Annotated in this window: 13 protein-coding genes and 5 pseudogenes; 15 read left to right on the plus strand and 3 right to left on the minus strand. The window is 44.9% G+C overall.

Going from position 1 to position 17,395, the window contains the following annotated elements:
* Positions 1-123: 123 nt before the first annotated feature.
* The 3 genes and pseudogenes from UA76_RS16950 to UA76_RS16960 all read right to left on the minus strand — a co-directional run bounded on the left by UA76_RS16950 (position 124) and on the right by UA76_RS16960 (position 3,969).
* Complete coding sequence (locus tag UA76_RS16950) at positions 124-1,029, minus strand: LysR substrate-binding domain-containing protein (RefSeq protein WP_047048582.1); 906 nt, start codon at positions 1,027-1,029, stop codon at positions 124-126.
* 392 nt (positions 1,030-1,421) lie between these two features.
* Positions 1,422-3,106, minus strand: a pseudogene (locus UA76_RS16955) (AMP-binding protein).
* A gap of 122 nt (positions 3,107-3,228) precedes the next feature.
* Complete coding sequence (locus tag UA76_RS16960) at positions 3,229-3,969, minus strand: helix-turn-helix transcriptional regulator (protein WP_047048584.1); 741 nt, start codon at positions 3,967-3,969, stop codon at positions 3,229-3,231.
* A 457-nt stretch (positions 3,970-4,426) separates the two neighbouring features.
* Here UA76_RS16960 and UA76_RS16965 point away from each other — a divergent pair, with 457 nt between their 5' ends.
* From UA76_RS16965 to UA76_RS17030, 15 genes and pseudogenes are all read left to right on the plus strand, one after another.
* Positions 4,427-4,606, plus strand: a complete 180-nt coding sequence (locus UA76_RS16965; protein WP_047048586.1) for a Flp family type IVb pilin — start codon at positions 4,427-4,429, stop codon at positions 4,604-4,606.
* 122 nt (positions 4,607-4,728) lie between these two features.
* A complete protein-coding gene (locus UA76_RS23725) occupies positions 4,729-4,905 on the plus strand; it encodes a Flp family type IVb pilin (RefSeq protein ID WP_157617664.1) in 177 nt (58 codons plus the stop codon).
* Positions 4,906-4,926: 21 nt separating this feature from the next.
* Positions 4,927-5,454: a prepilin peptidase gene (locus UA76_RS16970; RefSeq protein WP_162198961.1), complete on the plus strand. Its 528-nt coding sequence runs from the start codon at positions 4,927-4,929 to the stop codon at positions 5,452-5,454.
* A gap of 13 nt (positions 5,455-5,467) precedes the next feature.
* Positions 5,468-6,815 (plus strand): annotated as a pseudogene (locus UA76_RS16975) (ATP-binding protein).
* Positions 6,812-7,561, plus strand: a complete 750-nt coding sequence (gene cpaB / locus UA76_RS16980) for a Flp pilus assembly protein CpaB (protein WP_047048587.1) — start codon at positions 6,812-6,814, stop codon at positions 7,559-7,561. Before UA76_RS16975 ends, cpaB begins: the two are co-directional and overlap by 4 nt.
* Before the next feature lie 44 nt (positions 7,562-7,605).
* Positions 7,606-9,053: pseudogene (locus tag UA76_RS16985) on the plus strand (type II and III secretion system protein family protein).
* Between the two features lie 12 nt (positions 9,054-9,065).
* Positions 9,066-9,341, plus strand: coding sequence for a hypothetical protein (locus tag UA76_RS16990; protein WP_202906956.1), 276 nt, complete (start codon positions 9,066-9,068; stop codon positions 9,339-9,341).
* 21 nt (positions 9,342-9,362) lie between these two features.
* Entirely contained in the window at positions 9,363-10,619 is a 1,257-nt protein-coding gene (locus UA76_RS16995) for a pilus assembly protein TadG-related protein (RefSeq protein WP_238322333.1), read from the plus strand.
* Positions 10,616-11,053 carry a TadE/TadG family type IV pilus assembly protein gene (locus UA76_RS17000; RefSeq protein WP_047048590.1) on the plus strand — a complete coding sequence of 146 codons (438 nt, stop codon included), beginning with the start codon at positions 10,616-10,618 and terminating at the stop codon, positions 11,051-11,053. Before UA76_RS16995 ends, UA76_RS17000 begins: the two co-directional genes overlap by 4 nt.
* A gap of 2 nt (positions 11,054-11,055) precedes the next feature.
* The gene (locus UA76_RS17005) at positions 11,056-11,535 is read left to right on the plus strand and encodes a TadE/TadG family type IV pilus assembly protein (RefSeq protein WP_047048593.1); all 480 of its coding nucleotides are present in this window, start codon (positions 11,056-11,058) and stop codon (positions 11,533-11,535) included.
* Between the two features lie 11 nt (positions 11,536-11,546).
* Positions 11,547-12,770 (plus strand): CpaE/TadZ family protein, encoded by a 1,224-nt coding sequence (locus UA76_RS17010; RefSeq protein ID WP_047048596.1) that lies wholly within the window; start codon positions 11,547-11,549, stop codon positions 12,768-12,770.
* 82 nt (positions 12,771-12,852) lie between these two features.
* A pseudogene (locus UA76_RS17015) lies at positions 12,853-14,363 on the plus strand (CpaF family protein).
* Positions 14,364-14,371: 8 nt separating this feature from the next.
* Positions 14,372-15,340, plus strand: a complete 969-nt coding sequence (locus UA76_RS17020; protein ID WP_047048597.1) for a type II secretion system F family protein — start codon at positions 14,372-14,374, stop codon at positions 15,338-15,340.
* Position 15,341: 1 nt separating this feature from the next.
* Positions 15,342-16,285: pseudogene (locus UA76_RS17025) on the plus strand (type II secretion system F family protein).
* A gap of 41 nt (positions 16,286-16,326) precedes the next feature.
* A complete protein-coding gene (locus tag UA76_RS17030) occupies positions 16,327-17,343 on the plus strand; it encodes a tetratricopeptide repeat protein (RefSeq protein ID WP_047048601.1) in 1,017 nt (338 codons plus the stop codon).
* Positions 17,344-17,395: the final 52 nt, after the last annotated feature.

A 17,395-nucleotide genomic window follows, 5' to 3' on the forward strand; every position in this document is an offset into this window, starting at 1 on the left:
GAAAGCGAACGCCCTTTCTGGTATTAATAGTGGTAAGTGGGTTTGATGAAGCTAAGCGAGTTTTGTCATACCCACTAGCAACTCGGTATTATTACATCGATTTAAGCCTAAGTAGGTGACTCGTTAGCTCTGAGAATCAACAGCCACTTCACTGACCAACCAATCAGAAAAGAGTGAGCAACGAACTTTTCTCGGTGAGTTAGGATCGCTGCACATTGAGAACTTAATACCGGGCGACATGCCAATATCGAATGTCCGGCAAAGCAACCCTTGTTCGATCAAACTGCTGGCCAAACTTTCAGACGCCAAACAGACGCCGTGACCTGCCATTACTGTGCTTAGCGCCATCTCAAATGTTTCGACCTCCATCCACTGTATTTGGTCAGTATTGATTTCCACATTGGCGGCTTTAAACCAATTTTGCCAACTGATACTTTCTACGCCGTAGTGAACGAGCCAGCATCTTTGAAGCTGTTCAGGATCTGACAGATCCATAGACTTGGCGAGTTGTGGAGAGCAATAAGCGTAGATCTTCTCTTCAATAAGGGTTTGTCGAGTCAGTTCGACGTCTTCTTCGAGCGTTTCGCCTTGTACGATCGCAAGGTCAACGTGACCGTGCCTTAGATCTGGAGAGTCGCAGGTGGAGTTGACCTTAATGGGAATGCTTGGGTGAAGAACAGAAAATTTCCAAAGCCTTGGCAGTAGCCATCGAGAGGCGAAAGAAGGAGGGCAACTAACACTTAATAAGCCTTCAATTGGTTCAGATTGAATTTGGTTGAGGCCTGCGACAATGTGTTCGAATCCCTTTTTGACCTCACTAAAGAGCGTACTACCTTTATCAGTCAGTATCATCTCACGCCCTTGCCGCATAAATAGTTTACAGTCGAGAGTCTCCTCTAATTGGCGTATCTTTTGACTGACAGCCGCTTGGCTAATGCACAGTTCCGATGCGGCCTTACTGTAGTTGCAATGCCTTGCCGCCGCCTCAAAATAGCGTAAAGCCGCGAGGTGTCTAAGTCTGTTATCCATAACTCCAGCTTATACCATTTGTCAGTATTGATTGTTCGTAATAGTAAATTCCCTTGCACATAATAACAACAAGTTTAACGAGGCGAGTGGGAAGGGGTTATGCGAATTTCGATAGAGTGGGGCTTCAACTTTGAGTTAAGTATGAAAAGAACTGTATGGAGATCAAGCTTTGGCAGTTTAAGCAAGACTAGAAAATCTAGCCGGATTGAGCCGACAACTTTGAGTCGGCATTTACGTAATGATTTAGGCCTTGAAGAGTCGACCCCAATGAGAAGTGACTATTACACCTACTTATAATTCATCAGTTTCTGCAGCAATGATATTAGTCGTAAGCGACTTAAAAAGCGGCCAAATGGCCGCTTTGCAGGTGATGTGGATTGACTCTATCGAGATTAATCTTCCCAAACAACCAGTTGGTCTTTCGGCCAATTTTGCCCCACGTCATGATACTTCTGTTCTAATACATGGCGTTTGATCTTCAGAGTTGGAGTTAAGACACCATTATCAATGCTCCAAGGTTCTTTAATCATCAGTACACCTTTGATCTTTTCATGAGAAGCGAGTTGCTCGTTCATCTTAGCGATGACTCGTGTAGTGGTATTTTCATATCGTTGGCGATCAAAGTTGGGAAAGTCGTGTGGGACAACTAGTAATATGGGTCCAGGTAAACCAAGGCCAATTAAACACATCATCTCGACGCGACTGTATTCAAACAGTTTCTTCTCAATAGGAACAGGGGCAACAAACTTACCTTTGGCGGTTTTAAAGGTATCTTTTTTGCGGCCCTGAATCGAAAGATAACCCTCAGCATCAATCGACCCGATATCTCCAGTATGAAGCCAACCGTCGTCGTTAAAGGCTTCTTGCGTGGCAATGTCGTTCTTAAAGTAGCCTGAGAATAGGCCTTGCCCGCGCACGAGAATTTCATCGTCTTCGGCTATCTTGAGGTCAATTCCAGGTCCTGCATTACCTACCGTGCCAATCTTGTCTGCGCGGAACGGGTAGTTGATGGTGCTATAGGCAAAAGACTCGGTCATTCCCCAAGCTTCGGTGATGTTAAGTCCTACGCTGCGGTACCACTCAAGTAGAGCTGGTGATACTGGTGCTGAACCACAGCCTAATACTCGCGCTTGATCCAAACCCAACCCGTCAGCAAGCTTCTTCTTAATCAACGAATTGATGAATGGAATCTTAAGTAGAATATTGAGCTTACGTTGTGGCAGTTTGTCTTGAATACGCTGTTGGAAAAGGGTCCAAAGCCTAGGTACTGAAATGAACAGTGTCGGTCTTTGCATTTTGACATCCTCGATAAAGGTATCGAGAGATTCAGGGAACGCCGTTAAGATTCCGCCCTTAATTGAACTACCAAAAATGTACACTCGCTCAGTAATGTGTGCCAATGGTAAGTAAGAGAACAGTCGGTCCGATGGTTCAATACCGATATGATCAACCAGTTGCTGTACCGACCAGTTAAATGCGCCGTAGGTGAGCATTGCCCCTTTTGGTAGGCCCGAAGTACCCGAGGTGTAAACAATCGACATCAACTTGTCGTCATGGTGTACGGGGCGGCTATCGCTCGGCGTTGCTGTACTGATAAGGTCGGTAAACGCATGTTGGCATTTTGGCGCTGAATCATAAGGCAGTGAAATACTGACTACTTCAGGTAGTTTTGCAAAGACCTCTTGAGTGGCGGTGGCATCATCCAGTTTGCCGGCAATGACGATGTTGCTTTCACTGTGGGTAATACAGTACTCGATGGTGTCTGCGCCAGCAGTTGGAAAAATTGGCACACTGATAAAGTCACCGAGCATAAAGGCCAAATCACAAATGAACCATTCGGCACAGTTTTTCGATATCAGTGCAATCTTATCCCCTGGTTTTGCGCCAAGATTTTGCAGTGCTGTGACAAGCTTTAGCGCCTGATCGGCAACTTCACTGTAGGTATAGGTGACAAATTCGCGATTAATGATCTGTTTTAGGTAGATCTCATTGGGACGTTCCTCGGCCCATTTGAGGATCAGTTCGTTAGGAGGGGGAGAGCACACGATGGTTTAGATAACTCGTTAGGCTGAATCATTGTCTAACTCCATGTTATTGGTAATTTATTAGAATATTTATGTTAACAGCTTGTTAACTTTAGCAGTGTTTGGGTAGACAGAAAAGACACAGTTCGTGTCGAAATGTGATTGAGTGATCTGGTTAATGGATTTGCCGGAAGCTAGCGGGTGTAATTCCTGTTTTTTTCTTGAAAATCCGTGAAAAGTACGACACATCCTTGTATCCACATTGATAGGCAATAGAGGCGATTTTGGATTCTCTTTCACTGAGCAATAAGTGTTTAGCTAAAGAGATCCGTTTTGAAGTGAGGTAGTCACGAAAGCTCATTCCAATGGATTGATGAAATAATCGTGAAAAGTAAGTGACTGAATAATGACAATAATCTGCAATGTCTTCTTCTCTAATTGTTTCTGAAATATGACTGTCGATATATCTCAATATTTCAGCTAGATCTTTACTTATTTTATTCTCTTCAAAATGTTTTTTGTTTCTATGAAGATGTATAACTTCTTGATGTCTCGAAAATAAATAATGAATATTCTTGCTGAGCGTTTCTGTCCAGCTTTCAATATTGCTGCCTTGAACATTGTAACTATCGAGTATGACGTCGAGATCCAAAAAGTTTGTGTCTATTTTATCATCGTGAATGAGAATGAGTTTTTTATCTAAGTTCTGACACATTTTTATTGATGTCATTAATAAGGACTGGGTTTGTATTGGGTCATAATAGAAAAAACAAAACTCGATGTCTCTTTCACTTAATATCGATACATCGTGTCCACTTTCTTGAATGCTAAAGTATTTTCCCAAAATATTGAGCGTGTCTTTGGGCAGAAAAGAGATCGACTTTCCTAGCCAGTGTCCCGTGTGTAAGACGTCCATGTGCTTCAAGTGCCTCCAAACTGTCACACTCTAAACTAAAAGGTTAGGAGACTCAGGATAAAGTTCAAGCAAGAGTTTAATTGATATCTCTATCATCTCAATTGTAAATATTTGTGGCACAGATCTTAATTATTCTTTAATGTAATGCTGTCAAGTATCAAAAATGAGAATTTAATCAATGCGGTCTATTGTTGATTTACCTGTAAACTTGACATTGGGAGTATTTCTAACTAGGTCATTAGGTTAGTCAAAGCTTTGATGTGGACTCTTATTCTAATTAAATTTCATCTTGGTTAGTTGGGTAAGTATTTTGCTATTTTTTTGGTCTAATTACTCTATAAATGTTGGGCAAAAAAGTCCTATCGATAGCTAATAAAGTCCTAACGGTTCCCTATCCAGATCTCTAAATTTAAAGACAAGCAACAACGGTTTGTTGCCTTTAGAAGGAGACTAAATAATGAATAAGTTTACTCAAATGATTAAATCATTCTTGAAGGATGAAGAAGGCCTAACAGTCGTTGAATACGTTGTGGGTGCGGGTCTACTCGTAGGTGGTTTGACCGTATTATTCTCAACCTTGGGTACTGAACTGGCTGCAGAACTAACAGCGATTATTGGAGGAATTAACGGAAGCTAAAAGGAAACTTTTTTACGGCGCGTTAATCGTTTTAGTAAATTCTCTACTAGCTGTTCAAATATTTGTTTGCCGTCTACTATTACATAGCACTAAGGTGTTATTCAGTGTAAGGGGAGACGGCAATGAATATTATTATAAAGCGAGTTCGTCAGTTTTATTCTGATGAAACGGGCTTAACCGTTGTCGAATACGTGGTGGGAGCTGCTCTACTACTCGGTGCCATGACCGTGTTTTTCCAAGGGTGGGAGACGGGAATGAGCGGTGCGTTGGCCACTGCGCTCCAAGGTATCTATGAATAACCAAGGTTGGAGTATCGAAGCGTGGCTGAATCACTGTTGTACATACTTATATGGACCTCATTAGTCGCGATTGCGGTTGTAGACGCGCGTGAGCATAGAATTCCAAATAGTGGTCTGCTTGCCGTTTTGACACTTTCCTTTCTCTATTATCTCGTTAGTCCAGATCCGGTGACGGCGCTTGTCTCTGCTTTACTGGCAGCTCTTGTCCTCTTCGTAGGATCGCTACTACTACATCTTATAAAAGTGATGGCTCCAGGCGACGTCAAGCTGTTGGGGACCATCGGATTCGTTGTTGGTTGGGAACAGTGCTTGTCGACGATTTACTGGATCGCTCTGACGTCTGTCATTGTGGGCATTTTGTTTTCTGCTGTGCACATTGCAGAAAACCCACAGGTTTTTAAATCCACACTTAGACGTTACGCAGCTTCGACACCGTTGGATCAGTCGAGTACTGAAAAAAAACAGAGTCCTAATTCCACGGCAGGAAAGCTGCAGATGCCATTTGGACCGATTGTTGTAATAGGACTGGCTCTATCACACTATTTTTGAAATAGGAGCTCCAATGGAAACAAGTACAGCGGAAAGTACATCGAGGAGCAAACTTACCCCTCAAGCTCAGGCCCCTACCGTTCCTACTTCGTTTGAGGAACTCGGGGTACCAAAGACTGTCATCGAAAACTTACTGATTAAAACGCTTGCCGCCTATCCTAAGTCCGACATTCTCCAACTGACTAAGCTTCTTTGTATTAACAGTCATATGATTGAAGAGCTAATTGCGGGCTTGCGTAAGAAATCATTGGTTGAAGTATTCCAAGCTGCGAGTGAAACCTTCGGCCAAGATCATACTGGGCATGTTCGCTATGGGTTATCTGAAACCGGTGGTAAAGAGGCCGACGCCGCCTTCGCTAAGGATGCTTATCTCGGTCCAGCCCCTGTTTCATTATCTGATTACGACGCCATGGTGAAAGCTCAAGACGTTAGAGCTAGGGTAGTAACTAAAGCGGATGTAACCGAAGCGCTGTCCGAGGTTTATGGGGCAGAGAGGATGATTGCTGTTTTGGGGCCTGCAATCAATTCCGGACGAGCTTTACTGCTGTACGGCGACGCGGGTACGGGTAAAACATTTGTCGCAACGCGCATTCTAAACTCGTTAAATACGTCTGTTTATATCCCTTATGCGGTCTATGCTGCGGGTAACATCATTAAAGTTTTTTCACCTCAGCATCATAAACGTGCTGAGAGTGCAGCCACCAATCAAAGCATCATTTTCAAAGATCAATATGACAGACGTTGGGTATTATCTGAACGGCCAAATATTCAGGTCGGTGGTGAGCTGACGATGGATATGCTTGAGGTTAACCATACAGAGCACAACCGAGTTTGGATGGCGCCACTGCAAATGATGGCCAACAACGGCATCTTCATCATTGATGATTTGGGTAGCAGCCGATGCCCGTTGATACTCTGCTTAATCGTTGGATTGTGCCAATGGAGTACTTTTTTGATCACCTTTCTTTACCTAACGGCCAGCAGGTGACCATACCTTTTATTCTAACCCTTGCCTTTTCGAGTAACTTGGATCCAGAGAAAATCAGTGATCCTGCCTTTTTGCGTCGACTTGGCTACAAAATTCAGTTTTACCCTCTTCATGAGCAGGAATATCGAGCGCTTTGGGAAGATTTCGCCAAGTCTAAAGGTTTGTCTGTCGCGTCGGTACGTTTGAAGAGTTGTTTCATTTACACGATCAACATGATGTGGGTTTCTACCCATGTTTACCCAAGGATATGGTGGGGATTAGCCGCGACATTATTGCATTTGAAGAGTTTGAGTCGGTGATCACACCAGCCGTTCTGTTACGCGCGTGGGAAGTGTACTTTACGGCAGACGGAAAAGGAGGAGGAGCACGATGAGTCGAAACCAAGCCTTTTTGTTGTTTTTGTTGTCGGTTGTATTTGGCCTTGGCGCAGTATTTTTTGCCAAACAATGGATGGATAGACAAACCCAGCCACAAGTGGAAGTCGAAGTTGTTGAGCGTGAGCCGATTGTCGTGGCTGCGCAAGAGATTCCTGCCGGTACTGTAATCGAAGAGCAGCACCTAAGTACTCGCTTGATTGAAAAAGATTGGCGTGATGAAAACCAGTTCATCACCACGGAAGAGGTGGTGGGTCGAGTAGCATCGAACATCATTTATGAGGGGGAAATCTTGCATCCATTGCGAGTCGCATCGGCAGGAGAGGGGGCCACTTTAGCTGCACTAATCACAGAGAATAAACGAGCCATAACTATTCGGGTTGATGATGTTATTGGTGTTGCGGGTTTCTTGCTTCCCGGTAACAAGGTCGATGTATTGAGTACCATTAAATACAACGAACGTTCGGCCTCAACATCAACAGTGCTTAAGGATATTAAAGTTTTGGCAGTTGACCAGACAGCTAAGAATGAAGAGAACAAGCCTGTGATTGTTCGTGCTGTGACATTAGAAGTCTCGCCGAAAGAAGCAGAAAAACTTCTTACAGCAAAAAGCAAAGGGGATATCCAACTGGCACTGCGTAACCCATTTGAACCGGAAGAGAAAAAGGCCCAGAAACGTTACGTAGCACCGAGTGTCACGATTATCAAAGGAACTGAGTCTTCAAATATTCGAGTCAGGGACTGAGGTGGAATATGCATAGTAATAACAAAACATTAATAACATTCCTGATGGCGGCGCTATTCACCTTAATGATTCCGCACGTTTATGCAGCAACACAAACTGGGAAAATAGTTAAGGTTCCGCATCACAAATCAACTTTCGTTAGCTTGAGCGGTAAGGCTAAGCGGGTGTCTTTGGGTGATCCTGAAGTGCTTGATATCGTGATGCTGAAATCCGACGAGCTGTTTTTGATTGGTAAAAAGCTAGGCTCTACGAACTTAATGGCGTGGGACAGCCGAGGTCAATTGATTGAATCTATCAATATTGAAGTGACCCATGATTTAAACAGCTTAAAAGCCAAACTGTATGAGTTCTTACCAGATGAGAAAGTGGAAGTTCACAGTGCGCAAAACCGGTTGATTTTAAGCGGCCAAGTGAGTGATGCCGCTAAGATGAATGTGGCTTTGCGCATTGCTGAAACCTATGCGGCAGGGCAAGAAGCCAATGAAAGCAATGAATCTTTGAGTGAGCAAACGGACAAAACGGGCGTGATCAATCTGATGTCGATCGGTGGCGCTCAACAGGTCATGTTGGAAGTGACCGTCGCTGAAGTTCAGCGCAGCTTAGTTCGCCGTTTCGATGCCAGTTTTCACTTCTTCGAAACGGGTGGCAAGTTTTCTTGGGGGGCACATCAGGAGGAGGCTCTTTAGAAGGTATTGGGGATGCAATCGGTCCTGTATTCAATGCCCCAACCATCGATAGCACCGGTATATTAGGGACATTTTTAGACGGTGATACCTTGTTTGCTTTTACTCTCGATATCGCCAAACAAAACGGTACTGCTAAGGTACTCGCTGAGCCCAACCTTACTGCATTGAGTGGTGCGAAAGCAGAGTTCTTGGCCGGTGGGGAATTCCCGATTCCAGTGCCCGACGATAACGGTATTACCATTGAATACAAAGAGTATGGTGTCGGCCTTAAATTCATTCCAACGGTTCTGAGCGACAAGAAAATCAATCTCGATTTGGCTGTCGATGTGAGTGAAATTGCCAATACCAGTTCATTAACGTTATCGCCAAGTGGCACAAACGGCACCTACGTTATTCCTCCTATTACTCGCCGAAGTGCTTCTTCCACACTGGAACTTGCCGATGGGCAAACCATAGGTATTGCAGGCTTACTCAGTGAGAACGTAAGGGACATTGTGCAAGAGATGCCAGGGTTCAGTGATATCCCAATTCTTGGACAAATGTTTAATAGCCAAGAGTACATTTCAGGGGAAACCGAACTCGTGATTTTGGTGACGCCAAGGCTAGCAAGGCCAGTTGATTCATCGAAAGTGACACTACCAACAGACGCCTACGTTGAGCCAAATGACGTCGAATACTATCTATTAGGCAAAGGCGCGTACATTGCAGAGCCGAGTACCGCTAGTACAGCGCAACCTGAACAGGATAGTTCTTACATTGAATATTCTGAAGGAGGCAGTGAAGGCTCCTTTGGGCACAGCTTTTAGGAGGGTGATGTCATGAAAAACAGTATGTTGAAGCCTAGTTTATCTGTCTCATCATTAGTTATAGCGCTGTTGCTAGTGGGCTGTGCGAACGAACCAAAACTTGGACACCATGTGTCTAACTTAAAACAGTTGCAAACCTACGATGTGAATGCAACTCAAAACAATATGGATGTCATTCCCGATGGGAGTGGTGGCCGCATGGATGAGATTTATCAAGTCTACAACGGCAAAGAAACCAATGAACTAAAAGGCGGAACCGAAAGCCAATTTCTTGAGGGAGCGCGATGAGGTAGCGTTAAGGAAGTATGTATGGGCATGAACATAAACCGAAGCTGCGCAGCTAAGCAGCTCACTATGAAAAAACAGCAAGGCTTGGTCCTTGTATTAGTCACAGCAACCATGATGCTGATCGTTGGTATTGGTGCGTTTGCTGTGGACATCAATCATGCCCTATTTAACCGAACGAGACTACAAAACACGGTGGATACCGCAGCTCTCGCGGCGGCGGTTGTGGTGAGTAACGGCGGCACGACGGGGGAGGCTGAAGCGATTGTCTCCAGCACGCTAACGGAAATGGCCAGTGCGTCAGGCAATACCAGTATGGATTTCTCATCTTCTAGCTTAATCGTGCAGTTTTCAAATAGTCCTGGGACGTTTCCGGATGCCTCATATTCGAGCACTGACGACACCTATGTTCGGGTATCTATTACGGGTTACGAGTTGGAAAACTTTTTCGCCTTGATGTTTGGGGTTGAAAAAGAGATCGCCGCAAGTGCGGTAGCTGGGCCCAGTGCGCCATTCACTTTGGCTTGTAACCTAGTGCCTATGGCCGTGTGCTCTGGAGATGATACTGGCACCAATGGCTACAATGCTGGGCAAATTTATGGGTTAAAACTGGCGGATCAAAGTCAGTCGAGTATGGGGTCGGGTAACTTCCAATTGCTTGATTTCGGCTCTGGTGCGGCAACGGTGAGAGAGGCGCTAGCCGGCGGCTTTGAAGAGTGTGTGGATACCATAAATACCGTGCAAACTAAGCCAGGTGGGACGGTTGGTCCTGTAGGGCAAGGATTAAATACTCGGTTGAATGATTACGGTGGTGGTGGTGTAAGTGCCGATGATTATCCACCAGATGTGTTCATCCGAGAGCCTGTTAAGGCGGCGACAATCGATAACAATGGTGATGTGAAATATCAAGATACCAGCGGTGCGGGTGGATCACCTTGGGGGTACAGTGATTATGAAGCGGAGCTGCCAGACTGCACCGGTGTGAGTGGTTGTATGATCGAGAATGGTGGTAGATACAACAGACGAATCTTACCTGTGCCGATTGTGGATTGTTCTACAGCCACAGGGGGAACAAATACGTTTAATGTCGAGGCGATAGGGTGTTTCTTCTTACTGCAAAAAGCACCGACTAACAACTCTGGTAAACAGGCAGTATTTGGTGAGTTCATCGAGGACTGTACGGTTGCCAATGGTACTTTTGGTAATACGCCGCCTCCTGGCGACCCAGAGGGGCCTTATCGGATTGTTCTTTATAAAGATCCGTTGGGGGACAGCTCATGATACTGCGTAAAAAACAGCAGGGTGTGGCTGCGATAGAGTTTCTCATCACCATCCCAATTTTGTTGCTGTTTCTTGTTGGATTAACGGAAATCGGCAACATTCTGATTACCTACAATACGTTGAATAAGCTCTCTCAAAATGGTGCGCGATACGCGGTTGTTGATGTGTATGGCACCGCGGCAAGTTCTCCTATTGCTGATGAATCTGACATCAAGCGAGTGGTCGTTTATGGCGATAAGAATGCCACGGATGCTTCGACCGCTTTAGTGAATGGTTTAACGACTAGCGATGTGCAGGTAACGACTGTGGGTTCTTATGTCACGGTGACCATCAACCACACTTATGAGCCCGTTATGGGGGACTTAAATACTACAGGCCTCAGTTTTTCTTTACCCCTAACCGCTTCTACCAAAATGTATACAGGGACGCCTTAGTCATGAAGCAATTGAAGCAAAAAGGGTTAAGTACTATCGAATTTACACTTGTCGCTACCTCGCTGCTGCTACTCATGTTGGCTGTGTTTGAGTTTGGCCGATACGTCTACTCAATGCAGGTGATTAACGAGATCACTCGAGTCGCCGCACGACTAGGTGTGGTTTGTTATGTGACCGACCAAGATGATATTGCCAATTTAGCCATTCCTGATTTTGCTCCGCCGAATTTTGATTCAAGCAATATTAGCATCCAATACTTGGATGGAAGTGGTTCACAAATCACAGGTACTCTGACAGACAGCGATGTTTTTCCTACAATTAGATATGTAAGAGCATCGGTGGTCGATTATGACTACCAGTTCTCTGGTTTAATGAGCTTCCTTGGAGAAAGTGGTGTGCTGAGTGTTCCCGTATTTGAAACGACGCTGCCTGTGGAGAGTCTTGGAATTTATGCCGATTACAGTGCTCAAACAGATTGCTAGGAGGACAGCCGATGGGTGAAGCTGTAAAGCTAAATCGAGGGGATGACAATAGTCTTCGTTTGAAGACTAATCTGACTATTTGGGTTTTTTACTCGAGTGACCGTTTTCAGCTACACATCAGCCACGAGCTAGGAAAAAGCAAACACATCAATTTCGAGATGGTGTCTTTACACAATTTAGTGGTTTCTAATCTTGCTCAGTTTGCTGCACCAGACCTCATTTTCGTCGAAACAGGGCCGAGTTGGGCTCAGAAGATCGTGGAGCTTCAGCAACTTGAAGCCCCACCTGCAGAGAGCAGCCCAGAAGCGTCACTGATAGTTTTTGGGAACGAGAATGACAATGGTGCGCTGAAAATCGCTTTGCGTATTGGTGCGGCGGACTTTTTGTCTGATAGAGCGAGCTTGGAAGAGTTATCTTCTATGCTCAAAAACGTGGCAGAAGAGAAAGTGGCGAGCCGAGATCTTGGTGAGCTCTACGCTTTTTTAAACACCAAGGGCGGAGCAGGTGCTTCAACATTGGCGGTTAACTGTGCGTTAGGTCTTGCCAAAGAGTTTCCCGATAAAGTGTTGTTGCTCGATTTAGATATGCAGTTTGGCGTAGTGGATGACTACCTGAATATGACATCGTCATACAGCATTGCCGATGCGATTGCCAACGTGGCGGATTTAGATGAGATGTCTTTAGGTGCGATTGTCACTAAACATAAGTCGGGGCTGCATTGCTTGGGCTTTAACCATGAAAATAGCCATGATAATTACGACAAAGCACGCCACTTAGCAAAGTTATTACCTGTACTCAGGGAGTTCTACCCATATGTGATTGTGGATCTCTCGCGAGGTATTGACCGCCTGTTTTCTTCGGTCATTGCCCCTGCTAATAAGGTGTTTTTAGTTACCCAGCAAAATCTGGCGGCAATTCGGAATACCTCTCGAATTACTAAACTGCTGTCTTTTGAATTTGGAATGGGGAAAGAGCAGTTAGAAGTCGTGGTAAATCGCTATGAGAAGCGTCAATCGATTAAAGTTAAAGACATTGAAGATACGATTCAAAGTTGCAAAGTACATACTGTTCCTAACGACTTTAAAACGGCTTTAGAAAGTACCAATTTGGGTAAACCTTTTGTTGAGTACAGGAAAAAATCAGGAATTTCGAAAGCTGTAAATAAACTGACACATACATTGTTACCGGAAGAAGAGAAGAAGAAACAAGGCTGGTTCAGTCGGATGTTTTCCTAATTGTTGCTCTCGTCGTTGTTCTTTTGCCGTAGCGTTATTTTTTGCTGCCGGCTAGGCAGGCCGTGAAACTCAAGGAGCTGGAATGTTTTTTAAAAGGAAGAATATAAATCCAGAGCTGCAAGAAAAAGTCCTCAATGCTGAATCCAACCAACAAATTCATGATATTGGTGAAGAGCAAGAAGAGCCATTCCCACTGGAGAACACGGCGACGCCAATAAAATTATCAGATTCAACGAGTTCTGTTGAAGGTGAAAATAGGGCATCTAAAAAACAGCGAGAACTCGAAGAGAGAGAGAAAGCGGTTGATGAAGCCAAAAAGCAGCTTGCGTTAGAGCTTGATGTTAAGCACTACTACCACCAACGATTACTTGAAACTCTAGACTTAGGCCTATTGGCGAGTTTGGATAAAGATAAAGCCAAAAGTGAACTGCATGATGCCATAGTGCAGTTGATGACAGAAGATCAAACCAAAACCATTGGTGCTGAAGGTCGTAAGCGCGTCATTCAGCAAATTGAAGATGAAGTTTTTGGCCTAGGACCACTTGAACCTCTGCTCAATGATGCGACGGTTTCCGATATTTTGGTCAATGGTCCTAAGAGCGTTTTTGTAGAGCGAAGAGGTAAGTTAGAGCGCACGCCTTATACGTTCCTAGATGATAGGCACCTTCGTAATATCATTGACCGCATTGTTAGCCAAGTGGGACGGCGTATTGATGAAGCTCCCCAATGGTGGATGCTCGCTTGGCAGATGGCTCGCGGGTTAACGCCATTATTCCCCCTTTAGCCCTTGATGGCCCATCGGTTTCGATTCGCCGCTTCGCTGTTGACAAACTCAACATGGAGAATCTCCTCAGTTTTAATTCAATCTCACCTGAGATGGCTAAGTTTGTTGAAGCGGCGGTAAAAGGGGAGTTGAATATTCTTATCGCCGGTGGTACGGGTTCGGGTAAAACCACTACATTGAATATCTTTTCTGGTTACATTCCGAGCGATGATCGCATCATTACCATTGAAGACTCGGCCGAGCTTCAACTTCAACAGCCTCATGTGGTACGCCTTGAAACTCGCCCAGCGAATCTTGAGGGTAAAGGGGAAATTACCCAGCGTGACTTAGTAAAAAACTCTTTGCGTATGCGACCTGATCGTATTGTGCTGGGTGAGGTGCGGGGCAGTGAAGCGGTGGATATGCTCGCGGCAATGAACACTGGTCACGATGGCTCTCTCGCGACCATTCACGCCAATACTCCTCGTGATGCTTTGAGCCGTGTGGAGAATATGTTCTCTATGGCTGGTTGGAACATTTCGACCAAAAATTTGCGATCACAGATAGCGGCGGCCATTCACCTTGTTGTGCAAATGGAAAGGCAAGAGGACGGTAAGCGTCGCATGGTGAGCATTTCAGAGATCAATGGCATGGAAGGTGAAATCATCACCATGTCGGAAATCTTCAAGTTTCAGCGTCAAGGTATGGATGAAGAAGGGAATGTTATTGGTTACTTCACGGCAACGGGAATCATCCCAGGCTGTCATGACTCTTTATCGAAGCGTGGTTTGCACCTTCCCTTTGAAATCTTTAATGAAACGTATCAGTAGGAGTCACCATGGAACTCGATGCAACAATGTTTTTTGTCCTACTGTTTTTTGCAGTAGTGTTTATTTCTCAAGCCTTAATTCTTCCGGCTGCAGGTAGCAAAGCCAAGCATAAAGAGCTGTCTGAGCGTCTTAAAGCGAGTCAATCGGATCTGGACGAGGAGACGCGATCGCTACTTCATGAGCACTATTTGAAGTCGCTGACTCCGCTCGATCGTAAGCTGGTAGAGTTTAGCTTGTTCTCTAACCTAAAGAAGACCATTGAACTTTCAGGCTTTCATTGGAGTTTGAGTCGACTGCTCGCGGTAACCACTGCAATTGCCACCAGTTTGTGTTTGATCACGATTATTTTAAGGCAGCCTTGGTTTGTTTCGGTGGCTGCGTTTGTTGGGACATGGGTGATCATGCATGTTGGTCTGCAACAGAAAATTTCCAACCGCTTATCGACCTTCGAGGAGCAACTGCCCGATGCATTAGACATTATGCGCCGTATGTTGCAAGCGGGTCAGCCCGTGACTCAAGCATTTAACGAGGTCGGAAATGAAATGCCCGATCCGATTGGTGTGGAATTTAAAAACACCTTTAATTTGCTGAATTATGGTTATGACATGCGTCTAGCCATTATGCAGATGGCAGAGCGAACGCCAACGGTCTCAATGCTGGCGTTTTCCAGTGCGGTTCTACTTCAGAAAGAAACAGGTGGTAACCTGTCGGAGAACTTGGAAAAAGTATCACACGTATTACGCGCTCGGTTTAAGTTGGTTCGTAAGATCAAAACTATCTCGGCTGAAAGTCGATTGTCGGCATGGATTCTCGTCTTATCGCCATTTGTACTGTTCCTAATGTTGTCATTGATCAACCCAGATTATGTCGCACCGCTTTATCAAGATCCTAGGGGGATGTCTTTGGTGAGTTTTGGGGTAGTGAGCCTATTCTTTGGCTCTATTTGGATACGCAATATCATCAATTTCGAGGTGTAGTATGGACCAACTACTCTCATTCATCGCTAGTTTTGAGATCACAGAAGAGGTATTAGTTTTAACCCTCGTATTGGTCTCAACCACTTTATTATGTGTTACGGTCGTTTTCTTCTTCGTCGGTTCGAAGTCCAAAACGGTGAAAAAGTTGGAAGATCTCCGTCGCGAGTCTGGCGCTCAGAAGCTCAAAAAAGGCAATAAGATCGATAATACGTTGGAATCACTTGCTCCTATTATGACACCTAAGAGTGTGAAGGAGCGTGAGACTATTCGTCATAAGTTGATGCATGCCGGTTACCACGACTCGAATGCGCTAACCATCTTCTACGCAATTAAAGCGTTCTCGTTCTTTATTGGCATTATGATGGCGGCTAGCTGTATGTGTTCAATCCGAACATGAGCAATCTGAACATGGCAATGCTAGTGTGTTTGGGTATCGGTATGTTTATTCCGAATGTGGGCTTAAGCCATATGATTAAAAAGCGTCAGTCAAAGGTGCGTGGCGGCGTGCCGGATGCACTGGATTTGTTGGTGGTGTGTACTGAATCGGGCCTAGGTTTCAACGCAGCATTAAGGCGAGTTGCTGATGAGTTGATGATCTCGCATCCCGACTTTGCCGATGAACTGGATACCGTGTGTGCCAAAATCAAAGCGGGTGTGGATATGTCTGACGCCTTTGCAGATTTGGTTGAACGAACGGGAGTGACTGAGATTACAGGTCTTGTAAATATGTTGGCTCACGCTTCGCGAATTGGTGGCAGTATTGCTCAAACGTTGCGTGAGTACACGGAAGATTTTCGAGACAAGCGTAATCAAGAAGTGGAGGAGATTGCAGCAAAAATCCCCACTAAGATGATTTTCCCGTTGCTGGTGTTTATTTGGCCTTGTTTCTTCATTGTTGCGATAGGTCCGGCGATGCTCACCATCACATCAAGCTTTGGTAATTAGACTAAATCGGCGCATCACACGACTGCGCATAAGGAAAATGTATGAAATGGAAAGCGACGATTGCCACATTACTGTGTTTATCCCTCATTGGCTGTGCAAGTGACCCTAAACAACCACAAGTTGATACCGCGCTTTACGATGGTCGGCCGATAGATACGCTCTCATTGCAAGAGCCACCGGTCACGGAAAAAGAGGCTATTACTCGCGGGGATCTCGCGTTATCTCAGAATAATGTTGATTTGGCGTTGTATGAGTATATCCGCTCGCTGTCTTTTGAAAATGCTCAGTTCCGCGATAAGTCTTTATTCAATATTGGTCGTATTCACCAGTCTAGAGGAAACTTGGCCCTTGCTGAAAAGGCTTATCTGCTCGGTTTAAAAGAAAACCCGAATAATGTCCAAGTTCTAGAGCAACTTGGTGTGCTCTACAGTACCTCGGGGCAAACGGATACCGGTTTCAGCTATTTACTTCGCTCAGTCAATTCTGATCAGTTGAGGCTTAACAGTACTCACCAGTTGTCAAACGAAGAGAGCATTACCGAAGCGGACGTTGAGAAGTTGGTGATTGATGCTTCTTCCCCTGCCAATGCGTACATGGGGCTAGGAATTCTTACCGATGTAAAAGCAAAGCATGAGCTTGCCCAAGAGTTCTACAATAAGGCGCTGACCATTAAGCCTAAATCGGTAAAAGCGTTGATAAATGTGGGTTACTCCTATTACATGTCCGGTGACTATATGACGGCTCAGCGCTTTACTTTAACGGCCTTGGATATCGCGCCGAGCAATGAAAAAGCGTTAAACAACCTAGCACTTATCTATTTGGGCAAAGGTGAAACTAAGCGCGCAGTGAATGTGTTTATGAGGCAGATGGATGCGGCCGAGGCGCTGAATAATGTTGGGTATTTCTTGATTCTGCACGGTAAGCCAGACCAAGCAATTCCTTACTTAGAACAAGCTATCGATAAAAAGCCGACCTATTACAAGGTAGCGAATGAGAATTTGGAAAGAGCGTTGGCTGAAGTGCGAGAAAAATCGAGAAACAGCGAGCAACAACAGTGATAGCAAAAGCAGCAGTGATATGAAAAAGGAGAGCATTGGCTCTCCTTTTTTG

It is taken from the genome of Vibrio mexicanus (assembly GCF_001012815.1).
In the GTDB taxonomy this organism is placed as follows: Bacteria; Pseudomonadota; Gammaproteobacteria; order Enterobacterales; family Vibrionaceae; genus Vibrio; species Vibrio mexicanus.